This is a genomic window from Pseudomonadota bacterium, assembly GCA_030859565.1.
GTDB lineage: Bacteria > Pseudomonadota > Gammaproteobacteria > JACCXJ01 > JACCXJ01 > USCg-Taylor.
In genome coordinates this window covers 1-16,196 of the sequence record JALZJW010000088.1, presented here as the reverse complement: position 1 = coordinate 16,196, position 16,196 = coordinate 1, and the positions used below count along the sequence as shown (strand labels likewise).

Genomic DNA, 16,196 nt, shown 5'->3' with positions numbered 1-16,196 from the left:
TGCCGGGGGACAATGTGAAGATGGTGGTGAAGTTGATTGCGCCGATTGCGATGGAAGAGGGGGTGAGGTTTGCGATCCGCGAAGGGGGCCGCACCGTCGGGGCCGGCGTCGTCGCTAAGGTCGTCGAGTAGCAAAACGGGAGCCTATGCTTAAGACCGGGCCCAAAGTTAATCATCCATGAACGACCAAGTCATCCGTATCCGTCTCAAGGCCTTCGACCATCGGTTGATCGACCGGTCGACGCGCGAGATTGTCGAGACTGCCCGGCGCACGGGTGCCCAGATCAGAGGGCCGATCCCTTTGCCCACAAAAATGGAACGCTTTACGGTGTTGATCTCACCACATGTGGACAAGGATGCCCGCGATCAGTACGAGATCCGCACCCACAAACGGCTGCTCGACATCGTCAATCCCACGGACAAGACCGTGGATGCGCTGATGAAGCTCGATCTGGCCGCGGGCGTCGATGTCCAGATCAAGCTGAGCTGAGCTCGGAGTTAGCGCGAATGGCATTGGGCATAATAGGGCGAAAATGCGGTATGACGCGCATCTACAACGAAGAGGGAGCCGCGATCCCGGTGACCGTCATCGCCGCCGAAGCTAACCGGATCACACAAATCAAGGCGCTGGAACGCGATGGCTATCGCGCCATACAAGTAACAAAGGGTTCCCAAAAACGGCATCGAATCAGCAAAGCGCTGGCCGGAATCTATAAAAAAGCAGGTGTCGAAAGTGGGCAGGGTTTGTGGGAGTTCCGGCTGGAAGCGAGCGAAGGCGAGGCGCTCAGCGTCGGTCAAGAGATCAAGGTCGATGTATTCAAAGCGGGCGAGATGGTCGACGTGAGCGGTGCCACACAGGGGAAAGGCTTCGCCGGGACGATCAAACGGCATCACTTTAGATCCGGGGACGCCACGCACGGTAACTCGCTTTCGCACCGCACCCCTGGTTCCACCGGGCAGCGTCAGACCCCCGGCCGCGTGTTCAAGGGCAAGCACATGCCGGGGCATCTGGGTAACGTGAATCGCACGGTCTCGAATCTGGAGGTGGTGCGCGTCGATGCCGAGAGAAACCTGCTGCTCGTGAAGGGCGCCGTGCCGGGCGCGCGCGGCGGCCATCTGGTCGTACGGCCAGCGGTCAAGGGGCGTTAGCATGGAGCTTCAGGTCCAATCGGGTGACACCGGGGCGGTGGTTGGTGCCGTCGCGGTTTCCGAGCAATTGTTTAACGCCAAATACAATGAGCCCCTCGTGCATCAAGTAGTAACGGCCTATCTCGCCGCGGGCCGTAGCGGGACCAAAGCCCAAAAGTCCCGCGCGCAGGTTCGGGGCGGTGGCCGCAAGCCGTGGAAACAAAAGGGCACGGGAAACGCTCGCGCCGGCAGCTCACGCAGTCCGCTGTGGCGTAGCGGTGGGGTCACGTTCGCGGCGGTGCCGAGGGATTACGCGCAAAAGGTCAATCGAAGAATGTATACAGGTGCACTCCGGTCCATCCTCTCCGAGCTCGCACGCACGGGGAGACTCAAGATCGTGGACGCATTAGCAATGCATTTGCCCAAGACGAAAGTGCTCATCGAGCGGCTTAAGGTCTTGGGTCTCGAGGCGGGATTAATCGTCGTCGACGCAGAGGATCGGAACCTTGATCTGGCATCCAGAAACCTCCCGCACGTCGAGGTCACCGGCGCGCGCGCGCTCGATCCGGTCCGTTTGATCGAGCACCAGACGGTGGTTATGACGCAAGACGCCCTCAAGCTCGTCGAGGCCCGGCTCGCATGAACCAGGAGCGGTTGCTGCAGGTTCTCATCGAGCCTCGGGTTTCGGAGAAAGCGACGCGGCTTGCGGACAGCGCCCGGCAGTTCGTATTTCGCGTGATCCCGAACGCAACCAAGCCCGAGATCAAGCAAGCGGTCGAGCTGATGTTTAGCGTCCAAGTCGAAGGCGTGAGGGTTTGCACAATCAAGGGGAAAGTTAAGGCGAATCGCCGCATGCGGGGACGCCGTTCGGACATAAAGAAAGCCTATGTCAGCCTCAAACCCGGATTTGACATCAATTTCGTGGGTAAGGAGTAAGCCGCCGTGGCATTGAAGCAGCTCAAACCGACCTCGGCGGGTACGCGCGGCGTGGTGCGGGTAGTGACGCCCGGGTTGCACAAGGGTGATCCTCATTGGCCGCTGACTGAAAAACAGACGCGCAAGGCTGGACGCAACAACAGGGGCCGAATTACGGTGCGCCACCGGGGAGGCGGGCATAAGCAACATTACCGCATCATCGATTTTAAGCGCCGTAAGGACGGGATCCCGGCGCGCGTTGAGCGTATCGAGTACGATCCGAACCGCAGCGCCCATATCGCGTTGCTGCTGTATGCGGACGGCGAGCGCCGTTACATCGTCGCACCGAAAGTCGTGCGAGCGGGCATGCGTTTGATGTCGGGGAGCGAGGCGGCGATTCAGCCGGGGAATTCGTTGGCCTTGCGCAACATTCCCGTCGGCACGACGATTCATTGCGTGGAGCTACGGCCCGGAAGAGGCGCCCAGTTGGCCCGGAGCGCGGGCGCCGCGGTACAACTGATCGCTCGGGAAGGGGGGCATGCGACCTTGCGGCTGCGGTCCGGGGAAGTCCGGAAAGTTTCTCTCGATTGCCGGGCGACCATTGGAGACGTTGGCAACAATGAGCATGCCCTGCGTTCGCTCGGTAAAGCCGGCGCGACGCGCTGGCGAGGTATCCGCCCAACGGTGCGCGGTGTGGCCATGAATCCTGTCGATCATCCGCACGGGGGCGGGGAAGGCAAGAGTTCCGGAGGGCGGCACCCGGTGACCCCATGGGGTCAGCCCACTAAGGGCCACAAGACTCGGAAAAACAAGCGGACGACCGGCATGATCGTGCGCCGTCGGCATAAGGCAACTTAGCGTCCGGAGGCTCGCGTGCCACGCTCACTCAAAAAAGGGCCTTTCATAGATCACCACCTTGCCGCGAAGGTCGCCAAGGCCCGCGACAGCAAGGACAAGCGGCCCATCAAGACCTGGTCGCGCCGCTCGGTGGTGGCGCCGGAGATGGTCGGGATCACGATCGCCATCCACAATGGACGCCAGCACCTGCCGGTTTATATTACCGAGAATATGGTCGGACATAAGCTCGGGGAGTTTGCGGTAACGAGGACCTTTCGCGGCCATTCGGCCGATCGCAAGGCCAAGAGTCCGTAAGACCCACGCATAGGGCAGGTCAAGCATGGTAACGGCAGCTAAACTTCGGTTCGTGCGGGTGTCTCCGCAAAAGGCGCGTCTGGTTGCGGATCAAATCCGCGGGCTCCCGGTGGATCGCGCCCTGAGCGTATTGGCGTTCAGCGGTAAAAAGGCCGCGGGAATCATCAAGAAAGTGTTAGAATCGGCGATTGCGAATGCGGAGCACAATGACGGCGCGGACATCGATGCGCTTAAAGTTGAAACCATAATGATCGATGGCGCGCCGATGATGAAGCGGGTGGTGGCTCGAGCCCGGGGGCGCGCCAATCGACTCATGAAAAGGACCAGCCACATCACCGTCCGCGTCGCCGAGTAACGAGATAGCCATGGGACAGAAGGTTCATCCAACAGGTTTCCGGCTCGGGATCGTCAAAGACTGGTCATCGAAATGGTATGTCGATTCGAAGAAGTACGCGGATTATCTAAATATGGATCTCGCCGTGCGCGAGTTCTTGCGCAAGAAACTGCGGCAGGCCTCGGTCAGCCGCATCCAAATAGAACGGCCGGCGAACAATGCGCGCATCATTATTCATACGGCGAGACCCGGTATCGTCATCGGCAAAAAGGGTGAAGACATCGAGTCGCTGCGCAAGCAAGTGTCGCGGTTGATGGGCGTGCCGGTGCAGATCAGCGTCGAGGAGATCCGTAAACCGGAGCTGGATGCTTATCTGGTTGCGGAGAGTGTCGCGGGTCAGCTCGAGCGCCGTATCATGTTCCGCCGGGCGATGAAACGGGCGGTGACCAATGCCATGAGGCTCGGGGCGCAGGGGATCAAGATCCACGTCGCCGGAAGGCTCAACGGCGCGGAGATCGCCCGTTCCGAGTGGTACCGGGAAGGGCGCGTGCCCTTGCACACCTTGCGGGCGGACATCGATTACGGTTTAGCGGAGGCCAAGACGACCTACGGCGTGATAGGCGTGAAGGTTTGGATCTTCAAAGGTGAGGTAATAGATCGCGCGGCACCGATCGAAGATCGGAGCGTGGACGGAGCCCTGCCTCGTTAATCGGCTAAGCGATTATGCTTCAACCTAAGCAAACGAAGTATCGTAAGCAGCAAAAGGGCCGCAATCGCGGTATTGCGACCACGGGCCTACGCATAAGCTTTGGCGAGTATGGGTTAAGAGCCACCACGGCGGGACGCATCACGGCGCGCCAGTTGGAAGCGGCGCGGCGCGCGATTTCGCGCCATGTGAAGCGGGGCGGCAAGCTGTGGATTCGAGTGTTCCCCGACAAGCCCATCACGACCAAACCCTTGGAAGTCAGGCAAGGCAAAGGAAAGGGAAACGTGGAGTATTGGGTCGCGCAGGTGCAAGCGGGCCGCGTACTGTACGAAGTGGAAGGCGTGCCTGCCGATATCGCGCGCGAGGCGTTTCGCTTGGCAGGGGCTAAACTCCCCGTGAATACCACGATGGCGAGCCGGACGCTGTTATGATGCAGGCGAACGAACTTAGGAAAAAACAACCCGGCGAGCTGCAAAGTCTATTATTGGACCTGCGGCGGGAGCAATTTAATTTGCGTATGCAAAGAGGCGCCGGTCAAACGGTGAGGCCGGCCCGGCTCCAAGGTGTGAGACGGGAGATCGCCCGCGTGAAGACCGTGCTTCACGAGCTCAAGCAAGGCGAATCCGCATGAATGAGCCGCTAAAAGCGCCGCGGATCCTGATCGGTCAGGTGGTCAGCGATAAGATGCAAAAAACCGTTGCCGTGCTTGTCGAGCGCAAGGTATTGCACCCCTTGTACAAGAAATACATACGCCGTTCGACGAAGTTACTCGCCCACGACGAAGCCAGCGCCTGTAAGCAAGGGGATACGGTGGCTATCGAAGAGTGCCGGCCGATCTCGAAGCGGAAAAGCTGGCGCGTTCAAAAGCTAATCGAGCGTGCCGCGGAGCTTTGAACCATGGTCATTGCCGCGTTTAGGAACTGACCGATGATACAGATGCAATCGAATTTGGATGCGGCCGACAACAGCGGAGCGCGGCGCTTGATGTGTATTAAGGTTTTGGGCGGGTCAAAGCGCAGGTATGCTTATGTCGGCGATATCATAAAAGTCACGATCAAGGAGGCCATCCCTCGGGGCAAGGTAAAAAAGGGCGAGGTGTATGACGCGGTGGTCGTGCGTACGAAAAAGGGCGTGCGGCGAGCGGACGGATCGGTGATTCGCTTCGATGGTAATGCCGCGGTGTTATTGGATAAGCAGTTGCAACCCATCGGGACACGGATTTTTGGCCCGGTCACGCGGGAGCTGCGTACCGAGCGGTTTATGCGCATCATATCATTGGCGCCTGAAGTCCTCTGAGTTGAGCAATGCGTAAGATCAAAAAAGGTGATCAAGTCGTCATCTCGGTGGGTAAATCGAAAGGCCACCGCGGGGTGGTGACGCGCGTTTTCCCCAATGACAGGGTCGTGGTCGAGAGCGCCAATATGGTAAAGCGCCACACCCGGCCTAACCCGCGCTCGGGCACCCCGGGCGGGATCGTCGAGAAGGAAGCGCCCATCCATATTTCGAATGTGGCGCTATATAACCCACAGACGAAAAAGGCCGACAAGGTCGGCTTCAAAGTGCTCGAGGACGGCCGCAAGGTGCGCTATTTCAAATCCTCGGGAGAAGTAGTTGAGACCTAACACAGGTGTTGGCATGCCCCGGTTGCGTACAATTTATCGCGAGATCATCGTCGCAGAGTTGCAACAGGCGTATGGGTACAAGAGCGTCATGGCGGTCCCCCGGATTATCAAAATCACGCTGAACATGGGACTTGGAGAAGCGGTGGCGGATAAGAAGATTGTCGACCATGCGGTCGACGATTTAACGCGGATCGCCGGCCAGAAACCGGTGGTGACGCGAGCGCGTAAATCGATTGCCAACTTCAAGATCCGGGACGGTTGGCCTATCGGCTGCAAGGTGACTCTGCGGAGCGAACGCATGTATGAGTTTCTGGATCGCTTGATCAATATCGCGATACCGAGGATCCGCGATTTTCGCGGCTTGAGCGGCCGGGCCTTCGATGGACGAGGGAATTACAGCTTCGGCGTGAAGGAGCAGATTATTTTTCCGGAAATCGATTACGACAAGATCGACGTGATCCGGGGCTTGGATATCTGTATCACTACCACCGCAAGGACGGACGATGAGGCGCGGGCCTTGCTGACCGCGTTCAAGCTTCCGCTGCGTCACTGATCCCAAGGTAATAGAGATGGCAAAGACATCGATCATCAATCGCGGCCTGCGGCGGGTGAGGCTAGTAAAAAAATACGCGGCCGCGCGCGCGCGCCTAGCGGCGCAAATAAAAGACACCACGCTCAGCGAAGAGAATCGTCAGCAGGCGCGGGTGAAGCTACACCTGCTGCCTAGAGACTCGAGTCCGGTTCGGCTGCGCAATCGATGCCGGGCTACGGGGCGACCGCGCGGTTTTTACCGCAAGTTCGGCTTATCGCGCAACAAACTGCGGCTGGCCGCGATGGACGGTGACGTCCCGGGTTTGGTAAAGGCAAGTTGGTAACCATGCGCGCCGTCACGGCCTGCTATTATCGTCAGGGTTTTTGGAAGGTTCGTTAAAAATATGACCATGCAAGATCCGATTGCGGACATGTTCACCCAGCTCCGCAATGGACAAGCGGCGGGCAAGCGTTGTATTGTCCTGCCGGCTTCCAAGCAAAAAAGCGCGCTTGCTGAGGTGCTCAAGCGCGAGGGTTATATCGAAGACTATTGCGCGCAGGAGCGCGATGGAAAGCCGGCGCTTTCGGTGACGCTCAAGTATTTCGAAGGACGGCCCGTGATCGAGAAAATCAAACGCGCCAGCCGCCCGGGCCTGCGTATCTACCGCTCGCAAAACGCTATCCCCAAAGTCAGCGGCGGTCTAGGGATCGCCATCGTGAGCACCTCGCAGGGTCTCATGTCCGACCGCGAGGCGCGCCAGCGCGGCATCGGTGGCGAAGTGCTGGGCTACATCGTCTGAGGGTAGCCATGTCTAGAGTCGCGAAAAATCCGGTACTGCTCCCGAAGGAGGTCGAGGCCACCGTGACGGACCAGACCGTGATTCTGAAAGGTTCTCAAGGTACGATGTCACGGGAGTTTTCAAGCTTCGTGGAGATCATCAATAAAGACCGGAGGTTGTGCGTGTCACCCAAGGATGGCTCCAAGGCCGGCCGCATGTTCGCGGGCACGACGCGGGCGTTGTTAGCCAATATGCTCGAAGGTGTCGCCACGGGGTTCCAGAAAAAACTGGAGATCACCGGGGTGGGCTATCGCGCCCAAGTACAGGGCAGGGTATTGAACCTCGCGCTCGGCTATTCTCACCGGATTCACTTCGACATTCCCGAAGGCATCACGATCCAGACCCCAAGTACGACGGAAATCGTGGTAAAAGGGGCGGATAAACAGCAGGTGGGACAGATCGCGGCGAATATTCGCAGGTATCGGCCGCCGGAACCTTACAAGGGGAAGGGCATCCGGTATGCTGGCGAAGTGATCAGGCGTAAGGAAGCAAAGAAAGCGTAGCGAGGTAAGGACTTCGATGGACAGAAAAACGACTCGGCTCAGACGCGCTCGCCGTACTCGGGCGAAGATAAAAGAACTGGGGCTGCATCGGCTAAGCGTCCATAAAACGCCGCGGCATATCTACGCCCAAGTGATAGCACCGGCCGGGGCTCAGATCGTCGCCAGCGCTTCCAGCTTGGATAAGGCGCTACGCGCGGAAATCGGCTACGGCGGCAACATAAAGGCCGCGGTGATCGTGGGTAAGGCCGTCGGTGATCGCGCCAAAGCGGCAGGCCTCGATCGGGTTGCATTCGACCGATCGGGATTCAAGTACCATGGGCGGATCAAGGCGCTGGCGGATGCGGCGCGCGAATCGGGCCTCCAATTTTAGGTGTGGCGGGCATGGCGTTAGAAAGCTTAAGCGAATCGAGCGAAGGTTTCTTGGAGAAACTCGTGCACGTCAATCGCGTGGCCAAGGTCGTTAAAGGCGGGCGCATCTTCGGTTTTTCGGCCCTAACGGTGGTCGGTGACGGCGCCGGAAGGGTCGGTTTCGGGCGCGGCAAGGCGCGTGAGGTTCCCGTGGCGATCCAAAAAGCGATGGAGAAGGCTAGAAGAACCATGTGCCCAATTTCCTTGCGGGACAGTAGCACGGTTCAATATGCCGTTACCGCACGCCACGGCGCGGCCAAGGTTCTCATTCTTCCGGCGCCCGAGGGTACGGGCATCATCGCGGGTGGCGCCATGCGGGCGGTATTCGAGGTAGCGGGAGTGAAGAATGTCGTCGCCAAGTGCATCGGTACGACCAACAAGGTCAATGTGGTCAGGGCGACCATCAAGGGACTGTCCGGTATCCATGATCCCGCCTGGTATGCGGCCAAGCGTGGCAAGACGGTTGAGGAGATCCATGGCGACGCCTAAGCCGCAAGGGCGCTTGAAAGTGACTCTGGTGCGGAGTGTGTTTGGGCGCCTAAAGGCTCACCAAGCGTGTGTGCGAGGCTTGGGGCTACGGCGCATCGGACACAGTACTGTCGTGAATGACACGCCCGCCATCCGCGGCATGATAACGAAGGTATCCTACCTCTTAGCGGTGGAAGAAACTTGAGATGAGATTTAATACATTGAAGCCGGCGCGGGGTTCCAAGCGCGAGCGCCGAAGGCTTGGCCGGGGGATGGGTTCGGGTTTGGGAAAGACCGCGGGGCGTGGGCATAAGGGGCAGCACGCCCGCGCGGGCGGGTACCATAAGCGCGGATTCGAAGGGGGGCAAATGCCCTTGCAGCGGCGCCTACCGAAATTCGGATTCAGATCTCGAAGCGCGCGCTACGTGTCCGAGGTGCGCTTGGGCGATCTTGTCCGCGTGGATGCGGACATCATCGATTTAGCCGCGCTCAAGGCCGCGAAGCTCGTCGCCAGGCAAGTTAAGCGCGCGAAGGTCATTGCGACCGGAACGCTGGATAAGGCGCTGAAGCTCAAAGGTCTTGCGGTGACGAAGGGCGCCCGCGCGATCATTGAAGCCCAGGGCGGTAAAATCGAGGACTGATGGCGGTCACCCGGCCTCTAGGAAGCGGCGCGCTCGGCGGCTTCGGTCAGCTCAGCGAGCTGCGGCAGCGGGCATTTTTTCTCTTAGGCGCCTTGATCGTCTTTCGGATCACCACGCACATCCCGGTCCCGGGCATCAACCCGATCGCCTTGGCGCAGCTCTTCAATGAGCAGCGCGGCACGATCCTGGACATGTTTAACATGTTCTCGGGAGGCGCGCTGGAACGATTTTCGATCGTCGCCCTCGGGATCATGCCCTATATCTCGGCCTCCATCATCGTGCAGTTGCTGACAGTCGTCCATCCGAAGCTCGCGCAGTTAAAGAAGGAAGGCGAATCCGGCCGGCGTAAACTAACACAATACACGCGCTACGGCACCGTTGGCTTGGCGCTGTTTCAAGCCCTGGGCGTCGCCATCGCCCTCGAGGGTCAGCAGGCCGCGTCGCAGGCCTTGGTGCTCAACCCAGGCATTGGCTTTCGCGTCACCGCGGTCACGACCTTGGTGACCGGGACCCTGTTCCTCATGTGGCTCGGCGAGCAGATCACCGAACGTGGGATCGGGAACGGGATTTCAATGATCATTTTCGCCGGTATCGTCGCCGGATTGCCGAGCGCGGTCGGGGGCTCGCTTGAGCTTGCCCGCATCGGCGAGCTCCACTACATCACGTTAGTTCTGCTGTTCTGTCTGGTTCTCGCGGTGACGGCGGTCGTGGTCTACGTCGAACGCGGCCAGCGCCGCATCACCGTCAACTACGCCAAACGGCAAGTCGGGCGGCGCACCTACGGCGGGCAAACCAGTCATTTACCGCTGAAGCTCAATATGTCGGGCGTCATTCCTCCCATATTCGCGTCGAGTTTGATCCTATTTCCATCGACGCTCGGAAGCTGGTTCGGGAGCACGCAGGGGATGGGGTGGTTGGCGGACGTTGCTAATGCCATCTCGCCGGGTCAGCCGCTGTACGTCATCCTGTACACGGGCGGGATCATATTTTTCTGCTTTTTTTACACCGCGCTGGTGTTCAATCCCAAGGAGACGGCGGAAAACCTAAAGAAGTCGGGGGCCTTGGTCCCGGGCATTCGGCCGGGCGATCAGACCGCGCATTATATCGACGGGGTGATGACGCGCTTGACGCTGGCTGGCGCGGCCTACGTGACGCTCGTCTGTTTGCTTCCGGAGTTTTTAATCCTGAAGTTCAATGTGCCTTTCTATTTCGGAGGGACCTCCTTACTCATCATCGTCGTCGTGGTGATGGACTTCATGGCCCAAGTGCAGTCTCATTTGATGTCCCACCAGTATGAAGGTTTGATGAAGAAGGCGAACCTCAAGGGCTATGGCCGGCGGTAGAGAATAGTATGAAAGTTAGGACGTCTGTAAAAAAGGTTTGCCGAAATTGCAAGATTGTGCGGCGCCGAGGGGTCGTGCGTGTCATCTGCACCGAAAAACGGCATAAGCAAAGGCAGGGTTAAGTGCGCAAAGGTGTCACTATGATCAAGATGATTAGGAGGTGTTCCCGATGGCCCGCGTAGCCGGCGTCAACGTACCTGTACAAAAACATACGAGCGTTGCGCTTACCCATATCTACGGGATCGGGCGTCATCGCGCGCTAGAAATTTGCCGAGCGGCCCGCGTGCCGCCGGCGGCCAAGGTAAAGGAATTGAGTGAGGAACAATTGGATGGGCTGCGCGCCGAAATAGCCAAGTACCCCGTCGAAGGCGATCTCCGGCGCGAGGTATCGATGAACATCAAGCGCTTGATGGACCTCGGCTGCTACCGTGGACTGCGGCATCGCCGGGGTTTGCCGGTACGAGGGCAGCGGACTCGCACCAATGCGCGAACGCGAAAAGGACCCCGCAAGGCGATAAGGAAATAATCATGGCCAACAAGAGTGCACGTCCGCACAAACGAGCGAAGAAGCTCGTTGTTGATGGGGTGGTTCATATCCATGCCTCTTTTAACAACACGATTATTACGATCACCGACAAGCAAGGCAATACGCTCGGCTGGTCCACGTCCGGCGCCAGCGGTTTCCGGGGCTCGCGGAAGAGCACGCCGTTCGCGGCGCAAGTCGCGGCCGAGAAGGTCGGGACCGCGGTGAAAGAATTCGGCGTCGAGACGCTCGAGGTCTACGTCAAGGGACCTGGGCCGGGCCGGGAATCGGCGGTGCGCGCGCTCAATGCGGCCGGATTCAAGATCACCAACATCACTGATGTCACACCCATTCCTCACAACGGATGCCGCCCGCCGAAGCGGCGCCGCGTATAAACGAGAGAGACTATGGCCAGATACCTCGGACCGACGTGTCGCTTAAGCCGGCGTCAAGGAGTCGATCTCGCGCTCAAGAGCCGCGCCCGGCCGCTCGAGACCAAGTGTCACCTAGACAAACCCCCGGGCCAGCATGGGGAGAGTCGCCAGCGCCGCATATCGGACTACGCGCTGCAGCTCAGAGAGAAACAGAAGCTGCGCATTATGTACGGGGTGCTGGAACGTCAGTTTCGCAAAGTCTATCAGGAGGCCGCTCGCCGCAAGGGGTCAACAGGCGAAAACCTTCTCAAGCTACTGGAGTCCCGTCTGGACAATGTCGTCTACCGTATGGGGTTTGGGGTGACGCGGGCTGAGGCGCGGCAGTTGGTGAGCCACAAGGCTATATGGGTTAACGGCAAGGCGACCAACATCCCTTCCTATGAGGTGCGGGCCAATGACGTGATCAGCGTCTCGCCGAAGGGCCGGGCTCAGGTCAGGATCCAGGACGCATTGACCGTCTCCGAACAGTACGGATTCCCGGAGTGGGTCGAGGTCGATCCCAAGAAAATGGAAGGGACATTTAAAACCGTTCCGGATCGCGGCGAGCTGCCGCCGGATATCAACGAATCGCTCGTAGTGGCGCTTTATTCGAAGTAGCCGAGAGGGGCCAGTTCGCATGTTGGCAAATACTGTCAGTCTATTAAAGCCACGCCAGATCGACGTCCAAGCGGTGAGCAGCCGCTGTGCGCGCATGATATTGGAGCCCTTGGACCGGGGCTTCGGGCACACCCTGGGAAACGCCTTGCGGCGCGTCTTGCTGTCATCGCTTCCGGGCTGTGCCGTCACGGAAGTCACGATCGAAAACGTATTGCACGAATACACGACGATACCCGGTGTCCAGGAGGATGTCACGGACATCTTGTTGAACCTCAAAGGCCTCGCGATACGCATGCACGCCCGTGACGAGGCGATGTTGACGCTTAATAAGAAGGGCCGTGGCGATGTGCTGGCGCGCGATATCTCCCTAGACCATGATGTCGAGATCGTCAATCCGGACCATCATCTCGCGACCTTGATGGAGGGCGGGGAGCTCCATCTCACGCTGCGGGTCACGCGCGGGCGGGGTTATGTCCCGGCGAATATCCGGATGAACGCCGAGGAGGAAGAGCATGCGATCGGCCGCTTGAAGCTGGACGCCTCGTTTAGCCCTATTCGCCGGGTCGCTTACGAGGTTCAAAATGCCCGCGTCGAGCAACGCACCGACCTCGATAAATTGGTCATGGAGATTGAAACCAACGGCACCGTGGATCCCGAGACCGCCGTCCGCAGGGCGGCCGGCATTTTACAGGAGCAGTTATCGATCTTCGTTGATCTCAGCGGCGGCGAGCAGCCGGCGCCGCAGGGAACGAGGGATGTGGAGATCGACCCGATTTTGCTGCGCTCCATCGACGATCTGGAATTGACGGTGCGCTCGGCGAACTGCCTGAAAGCGGAGAACATCTACTATATCGGCGATCTCATCCAGCGTACCGAGGTGGAGTTGCTCAAGACACCGAATCTAGGGAAAAAATCACTCACCGAGATCAAGGATGTGTTAGCCACACGGGGCTTGTCGCTCGGCATGCGGCTCGCTAATTGGCCGCCGCCCGGCTTGCAAAAAGTCTCGGCCGGAGTTCAAGCGGAAGGAGGTTAAGGAATGCGACATCTCAACATCGGCCGGCAGCTTAGCCGCAATAGCAGCCATCGTAAGGCGATGCTCAGGAACATGGCGGTGTCGCTGTTTCGGCACGAGGTTATCAAGACCTCCGTTCCCAAGGCCAAGGAACTGCGCCGCACCGCGGAGCCGCTGATTACGCTTGCCAAACAAGACACGATGGCGAAACGCCGGTTGGCGTTTGCCCGGTTGCGGGACAAACAGGTGGTCGCGAAGCTTTTTAGCGATCTCGGGCCGCGTTATCGGGAGAGGCCCGGTGGTTATTTACGTATCCTTAAGTGCGGTTTCCGTAACGGTGACCGCGCTCCGATGGCCTTGGTCGAGCTCGTCGGTCGGCCCTTGCCGCAAGAGGCGACCGGCGCCGACACTGCGAAGGACACGAAAACTTCCTGATCCGCTCCACGCCGCGGCGGGCCGCGGGACGCTGGCGAGCGTCGCAATCTGCAGCCCTGGGAGTGAGTGGAGGGTTGCAGCGAGACTACGCCTCTCCGACAATCGACTGTCATGATCGTGTTGGTGACGGATTACGGGATGGAAGGGCCGTACCTCGGTCAGGTTCTCGCCGTGCTGTATCAATATGCGCCTGGGGTCCAGGTCGTCAACCTCTTCGCCAATGCCCCGAGGTACAATCCCCGGGCCAGCGCCTACCTGCTCGCGGCCTATCGCCACGGATTCCCAAAGAACAGTGTGTTTTTATGCGTCGTGGATCCCGGTGTCGGAAGCCGCCCGGACGCACCGCTCGTCGTTCAAGTCGACGATCAATGGTTTGTCGGTCCCGGCAACGGCATCTTCAATGCGGTGATGAAGCACGGGGGATCCGGGCGTGCCTGGAAGATCACCTGGCGCCCCGAGGTGATCTCGGTGACGTTTCACGGCCGCGATGTCTACGCGCCCGTTGCCGCCACTCTCGCCCGCGGTCAATTTCCCCAATGGGAACCTCTGGAGCTAAGCGATTATGCGACGTGGCCCGATGATCTGCATGAGATCGTCTACCTCGACCACTTCGGGAACGCGATGACCGGTGTGCGCGCCTCGGTCGTATCGCCGCAGGCCGCCATCAGAATCGCAGGACTAAGCGTGCCCAAGGCCAGAACGTTCAGTGACGTTCCTGTCGGGCATCCGATGTGGTACGAAAACTCGAACGGGCTCGCCGAGATCGCCGTCAACCAGGGGCGCGCCGACGCGGCATTGGGCCTATACTTGGGCCAGCCCATCAGCTTCGAGGAATTGGAGTAGAAAGTCGCGGCTAGAACCCCGGACATTAGGGTTGGCCGACGAGCCTTCAACTCATATGTAGATACTGTCTTTGTTGTTAAGGGTATTTAAACGGATTGTGGTTGGTAAGGTCTTTGATGTTTAGCCCGACTTCCGCAACTCGACGTAAAAAAATCGGTAACTGATTGATTTAGCGATCACGCATCCTAAAAGTCGGCACTACAGGCTGATTTCTCGGTGGGACGACGAAGGTGGTATTTGAGGTGAGTTTAGGTGGCGGCTGTGGAGGCAGATTCACCTTCATTTGGGATAGCAAGAGGCTCTGGTCCTTATCAGGCTGCGTGTAGCGTGGCAGGATGAAGCAGCGTCCATCGGTGGTAGGTAAATGCACGTCCACCATTTGCAGCGCGGCAAATTTCTCCAGCACGGCCCTGGGAGTCAGCCCGGGCGCCAACGCCCGGAGTCGTTGCTTGAGGGTCACCTGAAGACAATAGGCCATAAAGGCGACAAAGATGTGGGCCTCAATGCGGGAGTCGATCTGGTGATAGATCGGACGGATGGATAAGTCGCCTTTGAGTTCTTTGAACGCCTGTTCGATCTCGGTCAGTTGGATGTAATACTGCCACAATCGAGCGGGAGGTTCTCGGGTGAGATTGGAGCGCAGCAGGTAACTCCCTTCTCGACGCCGAACCGTGCGAAGTTTGTCTCTGTTCAGAGCAAACGTGAAGCTCTGAGGGGTGACAGCCTCCTGTTGTGCTGGCAGATGGATCTTGACCAACCGGTAAGCCTGCCCCGCCTCTTTCTTGGCCGCGCCGAGTTTGATCAGCAGTTCATCACGAGAGAGTTTTTGTTGTTGGATCTCACCTAGGCGTTTGACGAGTCTTTTCAATCGCCGCCGACGCATCGAGCGCTCCTTGTGCACCCGGCCCGCACTTCTCGATAGTATATAAAGCTCGCCCGCTTGGTCGAGAAGTTTGACCTCCACCGACTCACGGACCTGCTCCCAGGGTAGCTTGAGAAACTCTTTTTCCAGCGTGCTCAAACGTCCCCGGGGCGTGCCCACCAAATAATGAACGGGCGTCTCGGCCGTGCGCATTTGGGCGAGGATCGCTGCGGTCGGGATCCCGCGGTCCATCACCCAGGTGCGATGGGCTCGTCCGTAGTGTTCCTCGATACTCTTTAGAAAGCCGCCCAAGGTGGTCTTGTCCGAAGTATTCCCCGGCATCACTTCATAGGCCAAGGGAAATTCCTTCCGGGGTTACGATTAAGGCAATCACCACCTGCACGCAGTCGGGGCGCTTGTCGCGGCTGTAACCGAACTTCCGTTTGCCTTCCTCGGGCGGATCCGATTCAAAATAGGTGCTGGTCAAATCGTAGAGCAGCACCTCAAAACCCACATCGAATAGCGCCTGCCAGCGTTGCCCGAGATACGAAAACAGGCCCTGCTTATGCGGCAACCACTTGTCCAAGCAGGCGGGTAATTTGTCAGACCAAAACTCATCCAGCCTCAACTGCTCCCACAGTTGACAGGCCAGCCAGCAGGCACCCCATTGCCGGGGACGATACAATCGCACCTCACGGAGCTTGATTCTCGCAACCTCACAGTCCAAGGCAGGCGCCGTCCGGTCTTCTGGGAAGATCGCTAACTGGGTTGGTGTGCCCGCCCCTCCTGGAGCACCTCGATGGTTTTACACCAAGCTGCTTTCTGACTGTCATTGATCTCCCCCAGGTACAACACCTGTCTCTGAACTACTCGATTCCCTTGCGTACGTCGGTTTTCC

General features: G+C 59.0%; 30 protein-coding genes and 1 pseudogene. 30 read left to right on the top strand and 1 reads right to left on the bottom strand.

Annotated features, from left to right (window positions below; all coding sequences use genetic code 11):
* The 30 genes from tuf to M3436_13290 form a co-directional block, all read left to right on the top strand.
* Positions 1-131, top strand: a 131-nt coding sequence (gene tuf, locus M3436_13435) for an elongation factor Tu (protein ID MDQ3565090.1), incomplete at its 5' end; no start/stop codon positions are given.
* A gap of 46 nt (positions 132-177) precedes the next feature.
* Positions 178-489, top strand: a complete 312-nt coding sequence (gene rpsJ, locus M3436_13430; GenBank protein ID MDQ3565089.1) for a 30S ribosomal protein S10 — start codon at positions 178-180, stop codon at positions 487-489.
* A gap of 17 nt (positions 490-506) precedes the next feature.
* Positions 507-1,148: a 50S ribosomal protein L3 gene (rplC, locus tag M3436_13425; protein MDQ3565088.1), complete on the top strand. Its 642-nt coding sequence runs from the start codon at positions 507-509 to the stop codon at positions 1,146-1,148.
* 1 nt (position 1,149) lies between these two features.
* Complete coding sequence (gene rplD / locus M3436_13420) at positions 1,150-1,770, top strand: 50S ribosomal protein L4 (GenBank protein MDQ3565087.1); 621 nt, start codon at positions 1,150-1,152, stop codon at positions 1,768-1,770.
* Positions 1,767-2,063, top strand: a complete 297-nt coding sequence (rplW, locus tag M3436_13415) for a 50S ribosomal protein L23 (GenBank protein MDQ3565086.1) — start codon at positions 1,767-1,769, stop codon at positions 2,061-2,063. The genes rplD and rplW overlap by 4 nt, the downstream gene beginning before the upstream one ends.
* 6 nt (positions 2,064-2,069) lie before the next feature.
* A complete protein-coding gene (gene rplB, locus M3436_13410; protein MDQ3565085.1) occupies positions 2,070-2,900 on the top strand; it encodes a 50S ribosomal protein L2 in 831 nt (276 codons plus the stop codon).
* A gap of 15 nt (positions 2,901-2,915) precedes the next feature.
* Positions 2,916-3,194, top strand: a complete 279-nt coding sequence (gene rpsS / locus M3436_13405) for a 30S ribosomal protein S19 (protein MDQ3565084.1) — start codon at positions 2,916-2,918, stop codon at positions 3,192-3,194.
* A 25-nt stretch (positions 3,195-3,219) separates the two neighbouring features.
* A complete protein-coding gene (gene rplV / locus M3436_13400; protein ID MDQ3565083.1) occupies positions 3,220-3,549 on the top strand; it encodes a 50S ribosomal protein L22 in 330 nt (109 codons plus the stop codon).
* A 10-nt stretch (positions 3,550-3,559) separates the two neighbouring features.
* Positions 3,560-4,237 carry a 30S ribosomal protein S3 gene (gene rpsC, locus M3436_13395; GenBank protein MDQ3565082.1) on the top strand — a complete coding sequence of 226 codons (678 nt, stop codon included), beginning with the start codon at positions 3,560-3,562 and terminating at the stop codon, positions 4,235-4,237.
* A gap of 14 nt (positions 4,238-4,251) precedes the next feature.
* Positions 4,252-4,665, top strand: coding sequence for a 50S ribosomal protein L16 (gene rplP / locus M3436_13390; GenBank protein MDQ3565081.1), 414 nt, complete (start codon positions 4,252-4,254; stop codon positions 4,663-4,665).
* Positions 4,665-4,865 carry a 50S ribosomal protein L29 gene (gene rpmC / locus M3436_13385; GenBank protein MDQ3565080.1) on the top strand — a complete coding sequence of 67 codons (201 nt, stop codon included), beginning with the start codon at positions 4,665-4,667 and terminating at the stop codon, positions 4,863-4,865. Before rplP ends, rpmC begins: the two co-directional genes overlap by 1 nt.
* Positions 4,862-5,128, top strand: coding sequence for a 30S ribosomal protein S17 (gene rpsQ / locus M3436_13380; GenBank protein MDQ3565079.1), 267 nt, complete (start codon positions 4,862-4,864; stop codon positions 5,126-5,128). Before rpmC ends, rpsQ begins: the two co-directional genes overlap by 4 nt.
* A gap of 33 nt (positions 5,129-5,161) precedes the next feature.
* A complete protein-coding gene (rplN, locus tag M3436_13375) occupies positions 5,162-5,530 on the top strand; it encodes a 50S ribosomal protein L14 (protein MDQ3565078.1) in 369 nt (122 codons plus the stop codon).
* 8 nt (positions 5,531-5,538) lie between these two features.
* Entirely contained in the window at positions 5,539-5,856 is a 318-nt protein-coding gene (gene rplX, locus M3436_13370; GenBank protein MDQ3565077.1) for a 50S ribosomal protein L24, read from the top strand.
* A gap of 13 nt (positions 5,857-5,869) precedes the next feature.
* Positions 5,870-6,409 carry a 50S ribosomal protein L5 gene (rplE, locus tag M3436_13365; protein ID MDQ3565076.1) on the top strand — a complete coding sequence of 180 codons (540 nt, stop codon included), beginning with the start codon at positions 5,870-5,872 and terminating at the stop codon, positions 6,407-6,409.
* Positions 6,410-6,425: 16 nt separating this feature from the next.
* On the top strand, positions 6,426-6,731 hold the full coding sequence (gene rpsN, locus M3436_13360; protein MDQ3565075.1) for a 30S ribosomal protein S14: 306 nt from the start codon (positions 6,426-6,428) through the stop codon (positions 6,729-6,731).
* Positions 6,732-6,791: 60 nt separating this feature from the next.
* The gene (gene rpsH / locus M3436_13355; GenBank protein ID MDQ3565074.1) at positions 6,792-7,187 is read left to right on the top strand and encodes a 30S ribosomal protein S8; all 396 of its coding nucleotides are present in this window, start codon (positions 6,792-6,794) and stop codon (positions 7,185-7,187) included.
* Positions 7,188-7,195: 8 nt separating this feature from the next.
* On the top strand, positions 7,196-7,729 hold the full coding sequence (rplF, locus tag M3436_13350) for a 50S ribosomal protein L6 (GenBank protein ID MDQ3565073.1): 534 nt from the start codon (positions 7,196-7,198) through the stop codon (positions 7,727-7,729).
* Positions 7,730-7,745: 16 nt separating this feature from the next.
* A complete protein-coding gene (rplR, locus tag M3436_13345; GenBank protein ID MDQ3565072.1) occupies positions 7,746-8,099 on the top strand; it encodes a 50S ribosomal protein L18 in 354 nt (117 codons plus the stop codon).
* Positions 8,100-8,110: 11 nt separating this feature from the next.
* Complete coding sequence (gene rpsE, locus M3436_13340; protein ID MDQ3565071.1) at positions 8,111-8,626, top strand: 30S ribosomal protein S5; 516 nt, start codon at positions 8,111-8,113, stop codon at positions 8,624-8,626.
* Positions 8,613-8,810, top strand: coding sequence for a 50S ribosomal protein L30 (rpmD, locus tag M3436_13335; GenBank protein ID MDQ3565070.1), 198 nt, complete (start codon positions 8,613-8,615; stop codon positions 8,808-8,810). Before rpsE ends, rpmD begins: the two co-directional genes overlap by 14 nt.
* Before the next feature lies 1 nt (position 8,811).
* On the top strand, positions 8,812-9,246 hold the full coding sequence (gene rplO / locus M3436_13330; protein ID MDQ3565069.1) for a 50S ribosomal protein L15: 435 nt from the start codon (positions 8,812-8,814) through the stop codon (positions 9,244-9,246).
* Complete coding sequence (secY, locus tag M3436_13325; protein ID MDQ3565068.1) at positions 9,246-10,589, top strand: preprotein translocase subunit SecY; 1,344 nt, start codon at positions 9,246-9,248, stop codon at positions 10,587-10,589. The genes rplO and secY overlap by 1 nt, the downstream gene beginning before the upstream one ends.
* Positions 10,590-10,597: 8 nt before the next feature.
* The gene (gene rpmJ / locus M3436_13320; GenBank protein MDQ3565067.1) at positions 10,598-10,711 is read left to right on the top strand and encodes a 50S ribosomal protein L36; all 114 of its coding nucleotides are present in this window, start codon (positions 10,598-10,600) and stop codon (positions 10,709-10,711) included.
* Positions 10,712-10,758: 47 nt separating this feature from the next.
* On the top strand, positions 10,759-11,115 hold the full coding sequence (rpsM, locus tag M3436_13315) for a 30S ribosomal protein S13 (GenBank protein MDQ3565066.1): 357 nt from the start codon (positions 10,759-10,761) through the stop codon (positions 11,113-11,115).
* Between the two features lie 2 nt (positions 11,116-11,117).
* Positions 11,118-11,507 (top strand): 30S ribosomal protein S11, encoded by a 390-nt coding sequence (gene rpsK, locus M3436_13310; GenBank protein ID MDQ3565065.1) that lies wholly within the window; start codon positions 11,118-11,120, stop codon positions 11,505-11,507.
* 12 nt (positions 11,508-11,519) lie between these two features.
* Positions 11,520-12,143, top strand: coding sequence for a 30S ribosomal protein S4 (gene rpsD, locus M3436_13305; protein ID MDQ3565064.1), 624 nt, complete (start codon positions 11,520-11,522; stop codon positions 12,141-12,143).
* Positions 12,144-12,162: 19 nt separating this feature from the next.
* The gene (gene rpoA, locus M3436_13300) at positions 12,163-13,179 is read left to right on the top strand and encodes a DNA-directed RNA polymerase subunit alpha (GenBank protein MDQ3565063.1); all 1,017 of its coding nucleotides are present in this window, start codon (positions 12,163-12,165) and stop codon (positions 13,177-13,179) included.
* Positions 13,180-13,182: 3 nt separating this feature from the next.
* Positions 13,183-13,593: a 50S ribosomal protein L17 gene (rplQ, locus tag M3436_13295; protein MDQ3565062.1), complete on the top strand. Its 411-nt coding sequence runs from the start codon at positions 13,183-13,185 to the stop codon at positions 13,591-13,593.
* A gap of 111 nt (positions 13,594-13,704) precedes the next feature.
* The gene (locus tag M3436_13290) at positions 13,705-14,436 is read left to right on the top strand and encodes an SAM-dependent chlorinase/fluorinase (GenBank protein MDQ3565061.1); all 732 of its coding nucleotides are present in this window, start codon (positions 13,705-13,707) and stop codon (positions 14,434-14,436) included.
* Positions 14,437-14,605: 169 nt separating this feature from the next.
* On the opposite strand, the pseudogene M3436_13285 reads toward M3436_13290, so the two are convergent.
* A pseudogene (locus M3436_13285) lies at positions 14,606-16,196 on the bottom strand (IS1634 family transposase).